Genomic DNA, 19,734 nt, shown 5'->3' with positions numbered 1-19,734 from the left:
AAAATATATAGTTCAATATTTTTTATTAGACTGTTATGTAAAGACGTATATTAAATATTGCACTCAGTGAAATAATACTTGTAAAAGAAGTTGATTGAAAAAAGTCTAAAAGAGATTTTTTTTATGTTAAGGTTAGAATAAGTTTTTGGATAATAAAAATGACTAAAGAAACAATTCAGGAACAAGTAAAATTGATCAAAGACAAACGAGAATTTTTAGTAGGACTGTTAGAAAAACCAGATCTAGGCATTCTGAGAATTGATGTGAAACAAGCTCTTGAAGAATTAGATGAACTTATTACAAATTTTGAACAAGTTTTTCCTGAAAATTTATAGTTGTTGAAAGGTAGTAATTTTTTTTAAACTTTATATTAATAATTGAAAAGCAACAAGAAATACAATAATTTCTTGTTGCTTTTCAATTATTAATATAAATAACTAGTTAACTTAGATAATTATAATCAGTAATATTCTAACTCTTAATAGAAATGTAGAGAAGATACAAACTAAACTGATCATATATTTTAAAGTTGTCCAAGACTTTTCTAGAGTAGAATCTATGTTCTGTAATATATTTAATGAGGATTCAAAAGTGACTAAATTTATGTGGTATCTTCTTAAACTTATATCTATTCTTCTATTACTAGAGTTACCTCTTAATACTTTAGTTCATAGAGTAGGAAACGCTAAAAACATATCTTCCTATAATAATTTTTTTTCATTTTCTAGTTTTGAAGACATTACCAATAAGAGAATACATAATATTAATTATTCATTCCATAATTCTTTACTCTTATCCAATGAGAATAAAGAATTATCAGAATTTAAAATTAACCTATTGCACACTAATATTTTTAATAACTTCACTTTTTCTAAAATCAAGCATGACAGTGTCTACACTCTTACTAAAACAATTCTTCCTAAAGAGATTATCTGGGTTCCAGGTGTTATTTGGCGACAACAGTTTATAACAGTTCAAAATAAGAAAGGTTATAGTATTTTCCCTGTAAATCTTTTAGAAATTAACAATAAATCATTAAAAGTTATTTTAAAGCCAATTACTAGTAATTTTAATGGTCAAGTTGGAACTTCTTCCTTAGAAAAAATTGCAAAAGAATGGCAAGTTATAGCTGCAATTAATGGAGGTTTTTTTAATAGAAATAATAAGCTTCCTTTAGGAGCTATCCGTCAAAATAATAATTGGTTGTCAAGTCCTATTTTAGAACGTGGGGCTGTTGGCTGGAACGAAAATGGACAATTTTTTATTGATAACTTAAGCCTAGAAGAAACTCTAATTATGAGTAATGGTAAACAGATTACTATTCAATGCTTGAATAGTGGATATATTCAAGCTGGAATATCTCGCTATACTTCTGAGTGGGGGAAAGACTATATGAGTTTCAGCAACAACGAAATTATTGTTTCTGTTCAAAATGATAAAGTAATAGGAAAACAAAAATCAAAGAACATAAAACAGTCCTACAATATTCCTGATAACGGGTACTTATTAGTAATTCGTAAAAAGATTTTTAAATCTAATTTATTTTCTATAGGAAATAAGTTGAAAATAAGAAGTGATACCGTTCCTAAAAAATTTAATAAACTTTCTCATATCTTAGGCGCAGGACCTTTATTGATAAATAATGGCTTTATTTCTTTAAATACACAAGACGAAAAATTTACTAAAAGTTTTCAGAAACAAAAAGCATCTCGAAGTGCCATAGGTATAACTAGTAAAGAAAAAATCATATTAGTAACAGTTCATAATAGTACAAACAGTAAAGGGGTTAATTTAAATGAAATGGCACAAATTATGCAAAAGTTAGGATCTATTAGTGCCTTGAATTTAGATGGGGGAGGTTCTACTAGTTTAGTCTTAGGAGGTTATTTAGTTGATCGTTTTCCACCTACTGCGGCAAAAGTCCATAATGGGATTGGAGTATTTATTTCTCAATAAATTTTATTCAATTATCCTCAAGGATAAAAAATTGTGATCGTTGAGTAGGTCTTTCATCTAGTGTAGAAGTTCCTTAAGAAGAAATTTGTCCTCCAATTCAATCTTTAAGTTCTGTTAAACAGACAGTCCTTCCAGCTAATAGACTCTCATAAACAGCAACAGTACTAGCAATTCCTCCACCAACTATTAATATTTCGCATTCTATTTCCTTGTTAGGAAGCAGCTAGAATAGAGGAACTAAGAAATTGTAAAATTACTAAAGTAAATGAAGAAATAATAAAAAGTAATTAATTTTCTTGCACATAATGAATAAAGAAATGTTTCTTAATTTGATTAATTCATACTCAATTCGTAGAGAACTTAAATTTGAAACAATCTCATGAAAATACGTAATATGATTTGCTTGATCTTCCCAATGTTAAATATATTTCAAAGCGATTATTTTTGTAAAAATTTAATTAAGTACGATTATTACAGATACAGCTAAATATAATTTTAAAAAATGATTGAGTCATCTAAAGATATAACCTTAGTACCAGGATAATAAAAATGAAGAATTTGATTTTCGCTCCATCCCAAATTAGCTAAGTTGTAAGATCCATACTGGCTAAGCCCTACCCCATGTCCAAATCCACCACCAATAAAACTATAACCCGTAATTTTATTTTGCTTATTATACACAGGATCGAGATAGAAAAGGGTACTTTTAGAAGGGCCAAATGCACTACGAACTTGATTCTTTTTTAGTTCAATAATTCCAATATCTGTATCCACAATAGCTTTTAAAATTCTTCCAGATGCTGAACGCTCAGTTATTTTTATTGAATTAATAATTTTGAAATTTGACAAAGGGTGCTTTTGTATTACCAAAAATTTTTGTAGATTTCTAGCTAATTCAACTTTAGTAACTTTATATTTCCAACGAAAAGCACTTCTTCCAGTCTCATTAAAACCTTTTGTTAACTTAATAAAGTTACGAAAATCTTTTTCTTGTTTTAGAGATCTTGAAGAAAAATTCCATATATTGTGTTGAGGAGAGTCAACAATTGTTTTCAAATAAGGTCTTTCTTCTCCATTCCAAATATCAGTAAAGTTAGCTGTAACTCCTCCCGTAGTTGAAGAATAAAGAGCATCTACTAATTTATTCTGATAGGTTAATACTAAGCCTTTAGTATCATTAATTGCTTTATTAATCTTCAAATTAATCCCACTAAGCCCATAATACACTTGACAATGTGTATCAGCACAAAGCTCATAATCATCCGCCTTAAACCTCCTCAAATTGCGCAGGGCATATGTACGAGCAATAATCGTTTGAGCTTTTATTGCGTTGATTGGAGCATTATGTCCAATTTCATGAGGAACAACACCTCTTAAGTATGATTCTAGTGGAACATAATTAACCAGAGTATAAGTGCCATATGCATTAGGCTGTAGTTTTAAATTACCAGAATAAGCTCTTTTTTTTTGTTCCAAATTAATCAGATAAATAGGGTGATTGTCTGGAATAATTTCAATATAATCACTGTAATACTGCTCTCCATTGACAGCGAATGTTGCTTGAGACTTATTCGCTAAGATAGTAGACTCCATGTATGGTCTAGTGTAACCTTTTGTTTTAAGAGCATTTAACAACCAACGTCTTAACAAGGGTGTTTCATAAACCTCTCTTTTCGCCCAAACCTGCCATTGTCCTGGTTGCATAATTTCGGTTTGAATACCTCTTTCCTGCCATTTTTTAGAATTATCTTCAGCAGTTTCGAAGTTAGTATGATCACTAAGAACGATATATTCTTTTAAGAGAGACTTAGATAGTGGTCTATCTAAAATGTTGAGACTAATTTCATTTGTAATTAAAGTCTGAAAATGACCCTGAGAATTTTGAAATTTAATAGTCAGTTTATTCTGATTTCCAGTAGTGATAAAAAGTTTATCTTCCTTTCTTTCCCCAAATCTTTGTACTATACCAATATTAAGGTTGAGATCTTTTGCAAAAGCTTTTGAAAAAAAGATATTTCCTAGTGGAAGTATAAGAGAAAAAATAACAAACAGTATTTTTTTTTTACTTATTAACATATTTATCACATTATTATGTTTTCGTATTATGAATATCTCAAATAAGAAATAATGACTCTACCATGATATAGAATTTATACTTTTAAAGTTATCTTTTGTTATAGTTCTCAAAATATGACTTTAGATAATATAGATTATATACAGTATAGTTATAAGGTTAATAAATAGTGATGAAGTTTTTTGTCTTTTTGCTATATATAAGATTTCTTAACTATAATTAAATACCCAATTCTTAAAAGAAAATAATAATTATGATGTCTAATTTACGCTACTACCATATTGTTACTTTTGGTTGTCAGATGAATAAAGCTGATTCAGAACGTATGGCAGGTATTTTAGAAGATATGGGTTTCGAATGGTCAGATGACCCCGATCAAGCAAATTTAATTTTGTATAATACTTGTACGATTAGGGATAACGCTGAACAAAAAGTCTATTCTTACCTAGGAAAACAAGCTAAGCGTAAGCATAAAGATCCCAACTTACTTCTTGCTGTTGCGGGCTGTGTTGCTCAACAAGAAGGAGAAAAGATACTTAGGAGAATTCCTGAGCTCGATCTGGTTATGGGACCACAACATGTTAATTGTCTTGGAGACTTACTAGAACAAGTACTTAAAGGTAATCAAGTTGTCGCGACTGAACCTATTCATATTATTGAAGATATTACAAAACCCCGTAGAACTAGTAAAATAACAGCATGGGTAAATATTATATATGGTTGTAATGAGAGATGTAGCTATTGTGTTGTTCCTAATGTTAGAGGAATAGAACAGTCTCGTACTCCTGAGGATATTTGTTCTGAAATTAAATTACTAGAACAACAAGGATATAAAGAGATTACCCTATTAGGCCAGAATATTGATGCTTACGGGAGAGATTTACCTGGAACAACTGAGACAGGAAGACATCAACATACTTTTACAGATTTGCTATATAAAGTTCATGAAGTCTCTAATATTAAAAGGATTAGATTTGCGACAAGTCATCCTCGATATTTTACAGAAAGATTAATTCGTGCATGTTACGAGTTACCAAAAATTTGCGAGCATTTTCACATACCTTTTCAATCAGGTGATAATGATATTTTAAAAGAAATGAAGAGAGGGTATACACATCAAAGATACAGGCAGTTGGTCAATACAATCAGATCTTATATGCCTAATGCTTCTATCACTGCTGATGCAATAGTAGGATTTCCCGGAGAAACAGAACAACAATTTCAGAATACCTTACAACTAGTAGAGGATATTGGATTTGATCAATTGAATACTGCAGCATATTCTCCTCGTCCTGGTACCCCTGCTGCTAAATGGAATGAACAAATAGACGATAATACTAAAAGTGATCGACTACAAAGACTTAACCATCTAGTAGGACAAAAAGCAGCCCAGAATTCTCAAAAATATCTGGGAAAAATAGAAGAAATTTTAGTAGAACAAGAAAATCCTAAAGAAAATAATCAAGTAATGGGAAGAACAAGAAAAAATAGGCTGACTTTTTTTCAGGGAAATATTAATAGTCTCAGGGGTCAATTGGTAAATGTCAAAATAACGGAATCCCGCCCCTTTAGCTTAACCGGAGAAATATCAAATTAATATTTTATGACTTAGAGGGTAGCATGAGTATGAGAATGTTGTTTAACATTATCTTCTACCGTAACTGAATGTATTGTATTCAACACTCTCTTCTTTTCTAAAGAAAAATTTAGATCTTTCTTAATACTTCCTAAAGAAAACTGAGAACAAATATGAGAATTCCTTTTATATGTCCTTACAGCAGCAGCAGTACGTTCAATAAATAGATCACAAAATTTTGCCTTTTCAGGAAAATCTACAGTTTTTGTCAATGATTTATCCTTTATAATGCTTCCAATAGGCATGGCACAAATAAGTTCGTAAGAAGTTGGAATACCTTTAAGAAGTATTTCTAGTGCTGATGACGGAATAGGTTCAATAATCTGAATTTTATCGAATTCTCCATCATTTTTTAAAAAGCAAGTGGCTAATCCAAATACACAATAGTCATTGTCAGTAATATCAGAGGTTTCAGAAATTGAGTTAGTTGTAAACATTCTAAATAGAGGTCCTATTATAAATTATACTTTTAATGTACGTTATTCTCTCATAAAACTTATAACTATAGCTTTTAAGTATCATTAAGAATAAAAATCTATAAACCGTATTAAAAACAAATAAAGTTTATATAGAGTATTGTAAATATACTTTTGTTTTGAAAGACAACATAAGGAAAGATTAATCAGTAGATCAAACAGTTACGTAATTTCATCAATCAGATAATTTTTTCATAGAAATATTAATATTTAACATAATATGTTAAATATTATTGATTATAATAACTTTAAACAAAAATTATTATAATTAAGACATCTAACAGTTAATCTTCATAGTAGTTATTTTTAGATTTTTAATGAACTACATTTCTTTCATATAAAAAACTTGTGTATAAGTTTTTTAGCGAATACTAAGTAGTAGAGGATAATATTATTAATACCTCTACAATATGTATAGTTATAAAAAATTAAACTTCCGACATTATCTCTTCAGTAGTATCTAAGTCATCTTTATTTTTTATCTCTAAACTGCCCGATTCACATAGTTCAATTGTTGATTTTTCTTGTAACCAATTTAAAGTTTTTTCGACCATCAGTTGTTCTTTTACTGTCACATATAATTTGTCAAGGTCAATATTTTGCCCCTTGAGCTTTTCTTTAAACTCATTATTTTTCTTTTCAATTTCTTCCTCTTCTACTGTAATAGCTTCAATGGAAGCTATTTCTTTAAGAATAAGAATTTTTTTAAGTCTTTCTACAGCTTCGGGATGAGCATTTTTTCTCAAGTTAGGTAAATTTTCCTGGTTAAAGACTTCTGCTAAGTCAACTCCCATTTCTTCCATTTTCATTGCTGTTTGCGTTAAAAGCTTAGTAATTTCCTCTTGCACTAAAGTATCAGGGAGATCTACAGTACAGTTTTTATTTAGCTCTTCTGTAATTGCATTATGGATATTACTTTGAGTTTCTGACTTAGCAGATTCGATAAATTGTTTTTCTAGAGATTCTTGTAATTGACTTATGGTTTCAAATTCGCTAACTTCATCAGCAAAGTCATCGTCTAATTCAGGTAATTCTTTGGCTTTTAGTTCTTTTAGCTTGATAGCAAAATTAACAGATTTTTTAGCTAAATCTTCTCTAGGATAGTCATCTGGAAAAACTAATGGTAATTCCTTAGACTCTCCAGGTTTCATTTCTAGTAATCCCTCAACCATTCCCTCAATAAATTTTCCCTTTTCGAGGTCAACGCGAAAATCTTTTCCCTCTACGCCTTCAATTGGTTGTTCTGCTACTATTCCTTCAGAGATTAGAAAACCTTTGTAGTCAACTATAGCTACATCACCCATTTGGGAATGGCGATCCTCAATAGGAACTAAAGTCGCTAGTTTTTCTCGACGTTCTTTCAACCAATTTTCAACTTGTTCTATATCATAATTTTTTTCTTCTGCCTTTATAGATAATTCTTTATACATTCCTAGTTCAACTGAAGGAGGAACATCTATTCGGGCTGAAAATGTAAAAGGCTGTCCAGGTTGAAATTCATCAATTAACTTATCTAAATTGTCTTGTAGAGTATAGTTACCTATAGCCTTTATAGATTCTTTGTCGATAGCTTTCTTTAAGCTATCTTGTACTAATTCTTCTAAAGTGGTTGCTTTAACGTAGCGATTGCCTAAACGTTGTAAAAGAATAGTACGAGGTACTTTCCCTTTTCGAAACCCAGGAATGTTGGCGGTACGGGCCAAAGTGTCAATCTTGATTTCATAAGCTTTCTTAGCGGTTTCGGCAGGGATTTCAATTTCTAAACCGATTTGACTGTTAGGAAGTTTTTCCTGGGTTATTTTCATAGATATTATAGTTCTGGAAATTTGTCATTACTTCATATTCTATCAATGTTAAATGAAGATAGGCGAAGATATTGAAATTTCTATTTTGGAAAATATGTATATTGTCCATAAATTAAAAATAGAGTATCTTTCTTTCCTGGTTAATATAAAAACAAATATCTTATAGTTAAATTGATTTAAAGAAAATATTAATATGTTTTTATTTTGTTTTTTAGAGTTAAGTGCAAATTATTTTTGAATTCGTTTAAATTATTCTTGTCAAGAATAATTGTTTGTAAGATTTAATAGTCAATTTAGTTCGAAAAATATTATATGTCTTTAATTATTACTAATTCTGTCATAATAGACCGTTGGGTAAATGAACCCTTAAGTAAGTTCTCTATCACTGAAAAACTTAGCTATATTCATGTTTATTTAGATATAGTTTTGCTAGCTAGTGAGTCCTTAATTCCTATTACTGCAGACACAATATTTAGATCTTCTTTGGATCTAGGAATTAATACATACTTATCAAAAGAAATTAAACTGTGGTCTAATCAAGATATTAAAGAATCTCGAGACTTCTTGAAAGGTTGCACTGCGAGACAAACAAGATTGTCAATAATTCTTATATGTTATGTTATTGGGCAACATCAGGAATTAATCCGAAGAGCAGTTACTTTACTTGAACAAATGACCGAGCAAAATAAAGACCCAAAAGAGAGTAAATTACTTGGTAAATACTTTAGTAATTTTAATTACTATTATAATTGTAAGATGAAAGGAACCAAGAAACTATCCATTGAAGAAGAATTTCAATTTGCTTCCAAGCTATTATTAGACTTATTGTTTTACAGTTCAGATAATGGATATATTCGTTTGTGGTTAACCTCATTAAACTATAGCTCGTTAAATTCTATTCAAAACCTTCATGATATTGTTGAGTAATAACCTTTTACAAACCTTTACGCCACCCACCTGTACTTTAAAAATATGGGATAAGCGCTCTTTTCTACGTCGTTTGCAAAAGCCGATATTATTGGACGATATTGAATTTGAGTTACTATTTGATGATCCTAAACTTTTAGTAGAGGACCAGATGAGTATTTCAGGCAATCACTCTCAACTAAGGTCACTATACGATACTGTTCAGTCTTACATAAATAGAAATCTTAACTATACTTCTTCCTTTATAATTTCTGATAATAAGCAAAACAGCTCAATACATTGTTATTCATCAATTAATCCCAATATTAAAGGATCGAGCAAAAACAATTCTAAATTAGATCCTTATCTGTTCTCCGATAATTTATTTACTCATAATCTTGTTTTTGGATATTTAGCAAATAATCACACTTGCTCATTCATTACACTTAATTCTTGTCAATTATTTGATCTTTTATATGCTTTAGAAAAATATATTCATAATATAACTAAATTAACAAGTCGAAAAGAAACTTACTTCAACAGTCAATTTTTTACTTTCAATAAAAAAATAATAATTATATCTATATTTATTGTTTTTTTCGTTACTGGAATTAAGATCAATAGAATATTAAAATCAAAACATGTATATAAAGAGAAACCAGTAAAATCTCAAAAGAATATCCTTTCATTCTTAGACGTTGTTCCTCCTGTTCCTCCACTACCCAAACCTTCCTTGCCTTCTCCATCTTTGCCACCATCATTATCTGAAATATCTACATTATCACCTCCTGAAGAAATTATTGAGTCAATACTGCCGCTAAACAAATTTAATTCTTTGGCAATCCAATCCCCATTGAAAAATTCATCACACTCTTCTTTTCAAGAGAATATGTTACCAATTGATGAAAATATTAATGAAAATAATGCTAATAATTCTAGTAATATTAATCCTTTATCTTATTCTAAGACATCATCACAATACTCTAGATTACCTACTCCACCAATATTAAATAAAGAAACTTTAGTTGCAAGAAGAGTTTTTAAAAAAACAGATAAATCTGATAATTTCTTACATTCAGAAGACAAAAAAATGAATAAACCATCTAATACTGTTGCTCAGCTTGATGAAATTCAAAAATATTTCCAAGAAAGATGGAAGCCTTTAGAAAATTTGGAACAAGCAATAGAATATCGCTTAATTATCGAAAATAACGGCTCTTTGAAAAAAAGTATTCCTCTAGGACATTTAGCAATGGTCTATCGTTCTCAAGTGGAATTTCCAGAGATTGGTTCCCCCTTTGTTTCCCCGTTAAAAACGTTGCATAATCAATCAATTCGTCTTGTATTAATTCCGGATGGTACAGTTAGAACACTCTTGGAATAGATATTAGTTATCTGTTCTTAAAAATTAAGTATGCATATTTTTTTAAGAATTGGTTCTTTTTTTGATTTTACTATGTAACATTAGTAAGAGTATATAAATAATACAAACTAACTGTGGAGATAACCTTTTTAGGAACTAGTTCTGGTGTACCAACCCGATCACGTAATGTCTCAAGCGTAGCTTTGCGCCTTCCTCAAAGAGGAGAAGTTTGGTTGTTTGACTGCGGAGAGGGAACTCAGCATCAATTGTTACGAAGTGATGTCAAAGCTTCTCAAATAACTAAAATTTTTATTACTCACATGCATGGAGACCATATTTATGGCCTGTTGGGATTAATAGCTAGTTGTAATTTAGCAGGCAATCGACAGCCTATTCAAATCTATGGTCCTCAAGAATTAGATAATTATTTAAGATCTTGTGCACAATATTCTCATTTCAAACTGCCATATGGTATTCGTGTTAATGAGATCAGTTCAGGAATTCTTTACGAAGATGACGAATTTACTGTTGATTGCAGACTCTTGAAACATCGCATACCGGCTTTTGGATATTGTGTCGTGGAAAAAGATCGTCCTGGACGTTTCGATATAAAAAAAGCTGTTTCTTTGGGTATTCCTCCTGGACCAATCTATGGTGAGTTAAAACAGGGAAAAATCATTAAATTAGATGATGGTCGCTCAATTAGAGGACAAGATTTATGTGGTAAAACAGAGAAAGGACGCAAACTAATTTATTGTACAGATACAATATTTTGCGAAGAAGCAGTCGAGTTGGCTAAAGATGCTGACATTTTAATTCATGAAGCAACATTTGCTCATCAAGATTCCCAACTTGCGTTTGAACGTCTACATTCTACTTCAACAATGGCTGCACAAGTTGCCTTAGGTGCAAAAGTTAAAAAGTTGATACTTACTCATTTCAGCCCTCGTTATGCGCCAGGAAACAGTTTACAATTAAGTGATTTACTAAGTGAAGCAAAAGCTATTTTTCCGGATACTATTCTTGCCCGTGATTTTATGACATGCAGCATACCAAGACATATTGAACAAAATAAGTCAATAAAATTAAAATCTATTGGTTAAATTTATATGGAAAAAAGAATTAACCATAAATCCATAGTTTTAGAAAGTTATCAAGGCACCTTAGATTTTGGTGAACAATTAGGAAAAATTCTACCTGAAAATAGTACCTTACTATTAACAGGTGATTTAGGAGCAGGAAAAACTACTTTTGTCCAAGGAATAGGCAAAGGATTAGGTATTATTGATCCTATTGTTAGCCCTACTTTTATTCTAATTAACGAATACTATCAAGGCCATTTACCTCTCTATCATCTCGATTTATATCGAACTGAAAAAAATATGGTGGAAGATTTATTTCTGGAACAATATTGGGAAGAACAAGATATCTCACCTGGTATAACTGTTATTGAATGGCCAGAAAGGCTATCTTATCTTCCTCTTAACTACCTAAAAATAGATTTTTTCTATATTAGTGATATAAGTCGTCAAATTATTTTGACGACGGTTGGCAATTTTTCATTTGACTCGATTAAACATTTAAATTAAATATTTGTATTTAAGATGTGTAATTCTAGATTTAACTTAGTAAATAATATTTATTTGACTATGAGGAGCAATAAAATATTATTTAAATTGAATTTCTTCATTATCATTACTTTTCTAATTTTATTTAGTTCATTTAATAAAAAAATTTACGGTCAGGATATTTATCCTAACTCTAATTTAGATCTTAATGATTCGATTAATCAGTCCCTTGGTTTATCTTCAGAAATAGTTAATAGCAGTAAGGTTTTACAACGATGGACTAAAGAAATTCCGAATATTTTAGAGGAAATTAAATATAATCCTAGTTTTAAAACTCGTATTGGACTAGGTTATTCCGAATTTCCGTCTAATCAGCATGATGGTGGCTTTATTGTTAAAGCACAAGATATTTTTTTTGGGAAGAAAGGCCTTAGCATAAGTGGCGATTATCAGACCTCTTTTACGAAAAGGGATGCAGGAGGTATAGATTTACAATATTATTTATTGCCTCTAGGATATTATTTTAATGTTGCTCCACTTTTAGGTTATAGAACTGTTAGCACAAATAATTATAGTGAAGACGGCCTAAATATTGGAGGAAAATTAATTATTGCCTTATCCAGGTCTGGAGCATCTGATATTTCGATAACTCAGACATTTTTATCTCCTGGAAGTACCGATGAAGTAGGGGTTATTAATTTATCTTTTGGTTATGCAGTAACATCAAATATGCGTTTATCAACCGAAATAAAAAAACAAAATTCACGAGTAAAAAAGGATAGTCAAGTAAGTATTTTATTAGAATGGATGCCCTAGTTTTAAAAACATTGGTAATTTTATTTAATACTTAATTACTAAATTTGACATGACATACAGTTAATCTCAACACTTACCACAAATTTTCACTTATATAAGTTGATCTAATTAGTAAAATTCAGATATAAATAATACTACGCTCATATTGCGTTAACAAAGTTTAATGATATGTTAAACCTATAATAAAAATATTGATTATGCTACAAAAACTAGATAGTTCTCAGAAAGATTTTAACAATGAATATTATGTTTTTCAAGAAGCATATAGCAACGCAATAGTGATTGATATGAGTCACTGGGGACTTTTGAAAATTACAGGAGAAGATAGATTAAAATTTCTACACAATCTATCTACCAATAATATTAAAGATCTCAAACCAAAACAATTATGTGAGACTATTTTTATAAATTCTATTGGAAGAACTTTAGATCTTGCTACTGCTTACATAATGGAAAATGAAATATTATTATTAGTTTCTCCTAATCGGCGTTCTCTTCTTCTAGATTGGATGGAACGCTATATTTTCCCAATGGACAAAGTGCAATTAGTAGATATTTCTCATGAAAATGCTGTTTTTAGTCTGGTTGGTCCCCAAGTAGCTCAAAAATTACAAAAATGGAACTGTGATTTTAAGAATATATCTAATTCTCGTCTTGATGTTTATAGTATCTTAAACATAAAGAATAACCGTATAATAGTTGCTTTAAATAATGGCTTAGCTCTTCCTGGATGTACAATAATCACATCTAAAAACTATGCAAAAACAATTTTAAAAGAACTTATAGGGTGTAATTTTTTACCTGCTAGTAACAATGTATGGGAAAAATTAAGAATTCGTCAGGGAAGACCATTTCCTAATAATGAGTTAACTGAGACTTATAATCCTTTAGAGGCAGGTTTATGGTCTAAGATTTCCTTTGAGAAGGGTTGTTATATTGGTCAAGAGACTATAGCGAGACTGAACACTTATCACGGCGTAAAACAATATTTGTGGGGTATAAAATTAAGTCAACTAATTAACGTGCCTAATCCCATATATGTAAATGGAGATAAAGTCGGAGTTTTAACAAGTTGTATTCAGATAAATAAAGATTTTTGGGGTTTAGCTTACATTAAAGCAAAAATAGGAAAAGCTAATTTGCATGTAAGTGTAAATAATACTAGAGGAGAACTTTTCCGAGTACCTTTCTTAACTCATGAATATTATCGAAATAATAAAAACCATAGTTAATAGTTTTTAACTTCTTAGATATATTAGTTTTACTTTTGTAAACTTATTCAAGCCTTTGTTATGATAAGGCATAGTTTTGAGTATTTTTGAAACTTTTAGCAATTAATTTTGAATAATATTTTGTTTTACGTACTTATCTTAATATTTTATTTAATCATGAATTAAATGATGTATATTTCAATTTACTACTTTGGCTTTTTTATCTACTCCAAATTTTAAAAATGAATATTGATTAGTGACTTAAAAAGTGTAGATAATCTGTTACTCTGTCATTGCTGAAGAATCTGCTAGCTCTAGTAAGCGTTCTTGTTGATCTTGGGATATACATGATTCTATTAAAATATCAATATCACCTTCTAAAATTCCTGACAAAGCAAAATTCTGTCCCAATCGGTGATCTGTTACTCTATTGTCTTTATAGTTATAAGTACGAATTTTTTCTGATCTTGAACCTGTTCCTACTTGAGATTTTCTTATTGAACTTATCTCCTCTTGCTGTTCTCTTAGCTTAGTTTCGTATAATTTTGCTCTTAAGATTTGCATAGCTCTTTCTCTATTCTGCAATTGTGATCTCTCTTCAGTACAAAAAATTCTAATACCTGTAGGTTTATGAAATAAATCCACAGCTGTCTCAACCTTATTAACATTTTGTCCTCCGGCACCTCCAGATCGAGCTGTACTCATATCTATATCTTTTGCATCAATTTCTATTTCTACTTCATCTACTTCTGGCATAATAGCTACTGTTGCTGTCGAGGTATGAACTCTTCCACCAGCTTCTGTAACTGGAACCCTTTGGACTCTATGTACTCCTGCTTCAAATTTCAACTTACTGTACACTTTATCCCCAGTTATCTCAAGTATAGTTTCCTTAATACCGCCCATATCAGCGAGAGATTCATTTACTAATTTAACTTGCCACTTTTGAGATTCTGCAAAGCGTGAATACATTCTCGCCAAATCACCAGCCCAAATACCAGCTTCATCTCCTCCAGTACCTGCTCTAATTTCTAACATAATATTTTTATCATCATTCGGATCACGAGGAAGTAAAAGAACTTTCATTAACTCTTCTAAATTATTTAGTTTTATTTCTAATTCCTTAGCTTCCATAGATGCCATTTCTCTCATTTCGTGATCTCCTCCAGCATCTTTTACAATTTGCTTTGTTTCCGAAAGTTCTTTCTCAGTTTGTTTCCATTCTTCATAAGCATGGACTGTTTCTTCTAGAGAAGAACGGGCTTTAGCAACCTTTTGTAATTCACTTGGATCTGTGGCAATACTAGGATCAGCTAACCTACGAGTTAATTCATTAAAAGTTTGTTCAACAGAATATAATTTATTTAATAAATATGATTCAGCCATAGTATTTTTATGATGTACTGTTATTATTTTATAGATAAAGAGAACCCAGCAGTAGACTGCTGGGTTCTAAATTTTATAGTGGCTGCTATTTTTCCGCACTATCTGACTCTGATGCTTCTTTATTAACTTTTTTACCAATCATTGCATACCGTTTTTGGAAGCGATCTACTCTTCCTTCGGTATCAATAATTTTCTGGGTACCCGTATAAAAAGGGTGATTACCCGACCATACTTCAACATTAATTTTAGGGCAAGTTGATCCTACAGTCATCACAACTTCACCGTTACAAATTACTTTTGCTTCAGGATACCAAGTTGGGTGGATATCAGGCTTCGACATTTTTCGTATCTCCTTATAAGGTGTTTTGCATTATTTATGACAATAAAAACTATTCTGATTAACGTTTAGAATACTGAGGAGCTTTACGTGCTTTATGTAAACCATATTTTTTTCGCTCTTTAGCACGAGGATCTCTTGTTAAATATCCTTCTGCTTTTAATGTTGGTCGGTTTTCTGGATTTAATTCACATAATGCTCTTGCTATGCCTAATTTGACTGCATCTGCTTGTCCTGTTAATCCTCCACCATGGGCGTTGACTAGAATATCATATTCTTTATCTAATCCTAGCTTTTCTAGAGGTGCTTTGATGACTTGTATATAGTCAGCAATTTGATTGAAATATAGATTTCCTTCTTTTTTATTGACTTTAATTTCTCCTGTACCTGGAACTAGACGAACTCTCGCAATTGATGATTTGCGGCGACCAGTACCCCAGTAAATAGCTTTATTTTCTTCAGTAGTTGACATTATCGATCTCCATTTGGAATAGTATTCAGAATTAATTGTTCAGGCTTTTGTGCTTGATGAGGATGGTTAGGACCAGCATACACTTTTAATTTTGTAAACAATTGACGTCCTAAAGTGTTTTTAGGTAACATTCCCTTTACAGCTTTTTCAATAATTCTCTCTGGAATTCTCTTGAGTAATTTTTCAAAAGTTTCAACCTTCATCCCTCCGGGCCTACCAGAGTGACGACGATATAATTTTTGATGATTTTTTCGGCCGGTGACTTCAATTTTTTCCGCATTGATTACAATAATAAAGTCTCCGGTATCCATATGAGGAGTATAAGTCGGTTTTTTCTTACCCCTTAAAATTTTTGCAATTTCGCAGGCAAGGCGCCCTAAACGCTGATTTTCAGCATTAATAACATACCACTTCTGCTCAAGTATTGCTGGTGATGGTGTAATTGTTTTGTTCATAAATAATGTTAGATATTAATTAATATTCAGGTTATCTTTCTTAATAGACATTGCTTTTTTCATTAAATATATTGTTAGAAATTCAATCTTCACAAATTATTTGGTTGGTTTCAAATAATGGCTGAGTATCTAAATATAAATTTGATGAAAATGAAACTTCTGGATAACCTACTCCTAATAAACATAGTCCGTTAGCTGGAGCAGAATGCCGTACATGTTTACGCCCTTGGTTACGCCAGATTTGATTAAAATTAGCTAAAGAAAGTTTACCAATTCCTACTTCTACTAGCATCCCTATCAATAATCTTACCATTCCGTATAAAAATCCATTAGCTTGAATCTCTACATGGACAAAAGCTCCTTTACGGTAACATTCTATATCTTGAATCTCTACCCAAGAATGAGTGCGTTGAGAACCTTCTTTTCGAAAAGCCGTCAAATGATGTGTACCCAATAATGATGTTAAGGCGTCTACCATTAATTTTATTTTTAGAGGATAACGATAATAATGCCAACTAAAAGATTTAACAAATAAATTAGAATTTTTGTTGGTATATAATGTATATCGATAACGACGCCACTGAGCTGAGAACCTAGCATGCCAGTTGGTTGACACTTCTTCCGAATTACGAATTAAGATATCTTCTGGTAAATACCGATTAATAACTTTTGCTAACCTTTTTGGCGGAATTGGCCCTACATAATCAAAGTGAGCTACCTGTGCAGTGGCATGAACCCCTGCATCGGTACGTCCAGCACCATGGATAGAAACTTTGTAACCTAGTGATTTAGCAATAGTGTTCTCAATATCTTCTTGAACAGTTCTGTGATAAGGCTGTCTTTGCCAACCATGAAAACGATTCCCTGAATATTGAATTATCAGAGCTATTCTCTTTACTAGTTGTGACTGTTTATTAGAAATGCTCATTCATTATTTGTCATGCTATCTAAAATACTTAAAGATCACATCAATTCAATAATAGCCATTTCAGCATTATCTCCACGACGACGTAAAGTACGAACAATTCTCGTATAACCTCCAGACCGTTCTCCATAACGAGCTAGTGCATCAGCGAATAGAGCATGAACTAATTGTTTGTCAAAAAGATAACCCATTGCTTTACGTCTAGCTGACAATGATCCATCTTTAGCTAAAGTAATCATTCTTTCTACTTCAGATCGTACCGCTTTAGCACGAGTTTTAGTAGTTTTAATTTGTCCGTGACGAATTAATTCTGTCGCAAGTGATCTTAATAACGCTTTCCGTTGATCAGCAGGTTTACCTAGATGTGATACGCGGCATCGATGTCGCATTTTTGTTACGTCTCCTTAATATGATAAAAAAGTAACATCTACAGACTAATAGTCATGATTTATTGTCCATGACTAATTAGGTCTTATTTTTTTCTTGTGCTAAAGTAATTCCTAATCGTTTCTGAAGAGCCTCAATCACCTCTTCAGCAGATTTCTGGCCAAAATTTTTGATTTCCAATAAATCTTCTTGACTATAATCTAATAAATCAGCAACTGTATTTATTTGTGCTCTTTTTAAACAATTATAAGCTCGTACAGATAGCTGTAATTCTTCAATAGGAATTTGGCTTTGAGGGTTTTCTTCGTCTTGATATTCAGGAACAGCGGTTTCAAGCTGGTTGATATTTTTCAGAGGACTAAATAAGTTAACCAAAACTTCAGTTGCTTGAGATAAAGCTTCTTTTGGACTAACACTGCCATTGGTCCAGATTTCAAGCATTAAAGAATCTTTTACTTCACCCTTTTCCCCTCTGATATTTTCTACACTGTAGTTAACTTTTGTAACTGGCATGAAGACAGCGTCAATCTGTAAAAAATCAAGTGCTCCTTGTTTTTCTTTCCCTTTTTCTACTGGCACATACCCCATTCCTTTCTCAATGCGAAACTCCATTTCAAGTTTTGCACCATCTGTTAAGGTCGCAATAGGTTGAGTAGGATTAATAACTTCCACTTCTGAAGGTAAGTCGAACTGCGCTGCTGTTACATGAGCTGCTCCTACTGCAACTAAACGCCCTATTTGGATTTGTTCAGTATGGCTTTTAAGAACGATTTCCTTCATATTTAATATGATTTCTAGGACATCTTCCCTAACCCCTGGTATTGTAGCGAATTCATGATTAACTCCGCCAATTCTTATGGCAGTAACTGCTGTTCCTTCCAAGTTTGCCAATAAGACTCGTCTGAGAGCATTACCCACAGTTGTCCCTTGACCTCTTTCCAATGGCTCAAGAACAAATCTACTGTATTGACTTTGATTTTTTTGAGTCTTAGACTCTACACATTCAATTTGAAATTGTGCCATTGTTTGTCACCTCTTTTCATTGTCAAATACTTCGTCCAAACATATATTTTTATTAGTCACTGATTTACCAAATTACAAGTATCTTAGTTCGGATAAATCAGATATAGATTAGACTCGACGTCGTTTAGGAGGACGACAACCATTGTGAGGAATGGGTGTAACGTCTCTAATTAACGTAATTTCTAATCCTGATCCTTGAAGTGCTCTTATAGCAGTTTCTCTACCAGCACCAGGCCCGCTAACCATAACTTCTATTTGCCGCATTCCATTATCAATAGCACGCCGAGCAGCTGAATCAGCCGCAGTTTGAGCAGCGAAAGGAGTTCCTTTTTTGGCTCCTTTAAAGCCACTAGCGCCAGCAGAAGACCAGGAAATAACATCTCCTTTGGTATCTGAAATTGTTACAATTGTGTTATTAAATGTCGACTTTATGTGAGCAACGCCGTTAGGGACGTTTTTCTTCTGTTTTTTTGGTCCACCTTTTTTAGTTGGTCGTGCCATAGTTTTACTAAGATTTTGTGTAACTTGAATTACAAATAAACGTTAATTATTTCTTAGCAGGAGCTTTTTTCTTACCTGCTACAGTAACTCGTCTTCCACGACGGGTACGTCCATTAGTTCTTGTTCGTTGCCCTCGAACAGGAAGCCCTTGACGATGACGACGACCTCGATAGGTGCCGATATCCGCCAATCGTTTTATATTCATAGCCTCCCAACGTCTCAAATCACCCTCGATTTGAAAATTATCATCAATATAGGCCCTAAGGGAAGTAAGATCTTCATCGCCCAAGTCTCGTACACGAATGTCAGGATTAACACCTGTTTCGGCCAATATTTTTTGGGATCTTGATAGACCAATACCGAATAGGTAAGTTAGTCCAATTTCAATTCTTTTATCCCTTGGTAGATCAACACCAGATATCCTTGCCAATTTTTTT

At 31.8% G+C, this 19,734-nt stretch carries 21 protein-coding genes and 1 pseudogene; 9 read left to right on the top strand and 13 right to left on the bottom strand.

The features are described 5' to 3' along the window. Positions 1 to 158: 158 nt before the first annotated feature. On the top strand, positions 159 to 335 hold the full coding sequence (locus tag LPC16_RS00550) for a hypothetical protein (RefSeq protein WP_229637356.1): 177 nt from the start codon (positions 159 to 161) through the stop codon (positions 333 to 335). Positions 336 to 591: 256 nt separating this feature from the next. After that, entirely contained in the window at positions 592 to 1,956 is a 1,365-nt protein-coding gene (locus tag LPC16_RS00545) for a phosphodiester glycosidase family protein (protein WP_229637355.1), read from the top strand. Positions 1,957 to 2,032: 76 nt separating this feature from the next. On the opposite strand, the pseudogene LPC16_RS06220 reads toward LPC16_RS00545, so the two are convergent. Then, positions 2,033 to 2,173 (bottom strand): annotated as a pseudogene (locus tag LPC16_RS06220) (NAD(P)-binding protein); the annotation flags it as partial. 278 nt (positions 2,174 to 2,451) lie between these two features. Continuing rightward, on the bottom strand, positions 2,452 to 4,032 hold the full coding sequence (locus LPC16_RS00540) for a SpoIID/LytB domain-containing protein (RefSeq protein WP_229637354.1): 1,581 nt from the start codon (positions 4,030 to 4,032) through the stop codon (positions 2,452 to 2,454). Positions 4,033 to 4,283: 251 nt separating this feature from the next. Here LPC16_RS00540 and miaB point away from each other — a divergent pair, with 251 nt between their 5' ends. Next, positions 4,284 to 5,627 (top strand): tRNA (N6-isopentenyl adenosine(37)-C2)-methylthiotransferase MiaB, encoded by a 1,344-nt coding sequence (miaB, locus tag LPC16_RS00535; RefSeq protein ID WP_229637353.1) that lies wholly within the window; start codon positions 4,284 to 4,286, stop codon positions 5,625 to 5,627. A gap of 11 nt (positions 5,628 to 5,638) precedes the next feature. Here the strand turns inward: miaB and LPC16_RS00530 are convergent, their stop codons facing one another. After that, positions 5,639 to 6,103, bottom strand: a complete 465-nt coding sequence (locus LPC16_RS00530; RefSeq protein ID WP_229637352.1) for a hypothetical protein — start codon at positions 6,101 to 6,103, stop codon at positions 5,639 to 5,641. A 467-nt stretch (positions 6,104 to 6,570) separates the two neighbouring features. Continuing rightward, positions 6,571 to 7,947, bottom strand: a complete 1,377-nt coding sequence (tig, locus tag LPC16_RS00525; protein WP_229637351.1) for a trigger factor — start codon at positions 7,945 to 7,947, stop codon at positions 6,571 to 6,573. A gap of 312 nt (positions 7,948 to 8,259) precedes the next feature. Between tig and LPC16_RS00520 the strand changes: the two genes are divergently transcribed. The 6 genes from LPC16_RS00520 (at position 8,260) to ygfZ (ending at position 13,832) form a co-directional block, all read left to right on the top strand. Beyond that, a complete protein-coding gene (locus LPC16_RS00520) occupies positions 8,260 to 8,874 on the top strand; it encodes a DUF3038 domain-containing protein (protein WP_229637350.1) in 615 nt (204 codons plus the stop codon). After that, positions 8,858 to 10,237, top strand: coding sequence for a DUF4335 domain-containing protein (locus LPC16_RS00515; protein ID WP_229637349.1), 1,380 nt, complete (start codon positions 8,858 to 8,860; stop codon positions 10,235 to 10,237). The genes LPC16_RS00520 and LPC16_RS00515 overlap by 17 nt, the downstream gene beginning before the upstream one ends. 113 nt (positions 10,238 to 10,350) lie before the next feature. After that, a complete protein-coding gene (locus tag LPC16_RS00510; RefSeq protein ID WP_040054578.1) occupies positions 10,351 to 11,319 on the top strand; it encodes a ribonuclease Z in 969 nt (322 codons plus the stop codon). A 6-nt stretch (positions 11,320 to 11,325) separates the two neighbouring features. Beyond that, positions 11,326 to 11,805: a tRNA (adenosine(37)-N6)-threonylcarbamoyltransferase complex ATPase subunit type 1 TsaE gene (gene tsaE / locus LPC16_RS00505; protein WP_229637348.1), complete on the top strand. Its 480-nt coding sequence runs from the start codon at positions 11,326 to 11,328 to the stop codon at positions 11,803 to 11,805. An 87-nt stretch (positions 11,806 to 11,892) separates the two neighbouring features. After that, complete coding sequence (locus tag LPC16_RS00500; protein WP_229637347.1) at positions 11,893 to 12,600, top strand: hypothetical protein; 708 nt, start codon at positions 11,893 to 11,895, stop codon at positions 12,598 to 12,600. A gap of 197 nt (positions 12,601 to 12,797) precedes the next feature. Then, positions 12,798 to 13,832, top strand: coding sequence for a CAF17-like 4Fe-4S cluster assembly/insertion protein YgfZ (gene ygfZ, locus LPC16_RS00495; protein WP_229637346.1), 1,035 nt, complete (start codon positions 12,798 to 12,800; stop codon positions 13,830 to 13,832). Between the two features lie 261 nt (positions 13,833 to 14,093). Here the strand turns inward: ygfZ and prfA are convergent, their stop codons facing one another. The 9 genes from prfA to rpsM all read right to left on the bottom strand — a co-directional run bounded on the left by prfA (position 14,094) and on the right by rpsM (position 19,727). Beyond that, a complete protein-coding gene (gene prfA, locus LPC16_RS00490; RefSeq protein WP_229637345.1) occupies positions 14,094 to 15,197 on the bottom strand; it encodes a peptide chain release factor 1 in 1,104 nt (367 codons plus the stop codon). Positions 15,198 to 15,282: 85 nt separating this feature from the next. Beyond that, positions 15,283 to 15,537: a 50S ribosomal protein L31 gene (gene rpmE, locus LPC16_RS00485; protein WP_229637344.1), complete on the bottom strand. Its 255-nt coding sequence runs from the start codon at positions 15,535 to 15,537 to the stop codon at positions 15,283 to 15,285. Between the two features lie 58 nt (positions 15,538 to 15,595). Further along, on the bottom strand, positions 15,596 to 16,006 hold the full coding sequence (gene rpsI / locus LPC16_RS00480) for a 30S ribosomal protein S9 (protein ID WP_407084182.1): 411 nt from the start codon (positions 16,004 to 16,006) through the stop codon (positions 15,596 to 15,598). Beyond that, positions 16,006 to 16,461: a 50S ribosomal protein L13 gene (rplM, locus tag LPC16_RS00475; protein ID WP_040054585.1), complete on the bottom strand. Its 456-nt coding sequence runs from the start codon at positions 16,459 to 16,461 to the stop codon at positions 16,006 to 16,008. The genes rpsI and rplM overlap by 1 nt, the downstream gene beginning before the upstream one ends. Before the next feature lie 82 nt (positions 16,462 to 16,543). Further along, positions 16,544 to 17,383: a tRNA pseudouridine(38-40) synthase TruA gene (truA, locus tag LPC16_RS00470; RefSeq protein ID WP_229637738.1), complete on the bottom strand. Its 840-nt coding sequence runs from the start codon at positions 17,381 to 17,383 to the stop codon at positions 16,544 to 16,546. A 41-nt stretch (positions 17,384 to 17,424) separates the two neighbouring features. After that, positions 17,425 to 17,775 (bottom strand): 50S ribosomal protein L17, encoded by a 351-nt coding sequence (gene rplQ / locus LPC16_RS00465; protein ID WP_229637343.1) that lies wholly within the window; start codon positions 17,773 to 17,775, stop codon positions 17,425 to 17,427. A gap of 76 nt (positions 17,776 to 17,851) precedes the next feature. Next, on the bottom strand, positions 17,852 to 18,796 hold the full coding sequence (locus tag LPC16_RS00460) for a DNA-directed RNA polymerase subunit alpha (RefSeq protein WP_040054588.1): 945 nt from the start codon (positions 18,794 to 18,796) through the stop codon (positions 17,852 to 17,854). Positions 18,797 to 18,904: 108 nt separating this feature from the next. Then, a complete protein-coding gene (rpsK, locus tag LPC16_RS00455) occupies positions 18,905 to 19,297 on the bottom strand; it encodes a 30S ribosomal protein S11 (protein WP_012954411.1) in 393 nt (130 codons plus the stop codon). A gap of 46 nt (positions 19,298 to 19,343) precedes the next feature. Further along, positions 19,344 to 19,727 (bottom strand): 30S ribosomal protein S13, encoded by a 384-nt coding sequence (gene rpsM, locus LPC16_RS00450; RefSeq protein ID WP_040054589.1) that lies wholly within the window; start codon positions 19,725 to 19,727, stop codon positions 19,344 to 19,346. Positions 19,728 to 19,734 lie beyond the last annotated feature (7 nt).

The sequence above is a fragment of the cyanobacterium endosymbiont of Braarudosphaera bigelowii genome (assembly GCF_020885515.1).
GTDB classification, from domain to species: Bacteria; Cyanobacteriota; Cyanobacteriia; order Cyanobacteriales; family Microcystaceae; genus Atelocyanobacterium; species Atelocyanobacterium thalassa_A.
The sequence above is the reverse complement of the archived record's forward strand: the minus strand, read 5'-3'. Positions and strand labels throughout refer to the sequence as shown.

Coding starts and splice junctions, on each gene's coding strand:
- LPC16_RS00550 (WP_229637356.1), top strand. CDS start 159: ATGACTAAAGAAACAATTCAGGAACAAGTAAAATTGATCAAAGACAAA.
- LPC16_RS00540 (WP_229637354.1), bottom strand. CDS start 4,032: ATGTTAATAAGTAAAAAAAAAATACTGTTTGTTATTTTTTCTCTTATA.
- miaB (WP_229637353.1), top strand. CDS start 4,284: ATGATGTCTAATTTACGCTACTACCATATTGTTACTTTTGGTTGTCAG.
- LPC16_RS00530 (WP_229637352.1), bottom strand. CDS start 6,103: ATGTTTACAACTAACTCAATTTCTGAAACCTCTGATATTACTGACAAT.
- tig (WP_229637351.1), bottom strand. CDS start 7,947: ATGAAAATAACCCAGGAAAAACTTCCTAACAGTCAAATCGGTTTAGAA.
- LPC16_RS00520 (WP_229637350.1), top strand. CDS start 8,260: ATGTCTTTAATTATTACTAATTCTGTCATAATAGACCGTTGGGTAAAT.
- LPC16_RS00515 (WP_229637349.1), top strand. CDS start 8,858: ATGATATTGTTGAGTAATAACCTTTTACAAACCTTTACGCCACCCACC.
- tsaE (WP_229637348.1), top strand. CDS start 11,326: ATGGAAAAAAGAATTAACCATAAATCCATAGTTTTAGAAAGTTATCAA.
- ygfZ (WP_229637346.1), top strand. CDS start 12,798: ATGCTACAAAAACTAGATAGTTCTCAGAAAGATTTTAACAATGAATAT.
- prfA (WP_229637345.1), bottom strand. CDS start 15,197: ATGGCTGAATCATATTTATTAAATAAATTATATTCTGTTGAACAAACT.
- rpmE (WP_229637344.1), bottom strand. CDS start 15,537: ATGTCGAAGCCTGATATCCACCCAACTTGGTATCCTGAAGCAAAAGTA.
- rpsI (WP_407084182.1), bottom strand. CDS start 16,006: ATGTCAACTACTGAAGAAAATAAAGCTATTTACTGGGGTACTGGTCGC.
- rplM (WP_040054585.1), bottom strand. CDS start 16,461: ATGAACAAAACAATTACACCATCACCAGCAATACTTGAGCAGAAGTGG.
- rplQ (WP_229637343.1), bottom strand. CDS start 17,775: ATGCGACATCGATGCCGCGTATCACATCTAGGTAAACCTGCTGATCAA.
- LPC16_RS00460 (WP_040054588.1), bottom strand. CDS start 18,796: ATGGCACAATTTCAAATTGAATGTGTAGAGTCTAAGACTCAAAAAAAT.
- rpsK (WP_012954411.1), bottom strand. CDS start 19,297: ATGGCACGACCAACTAAAAAAGGTGGACCAAAAAAACAGAAGAAAAAC.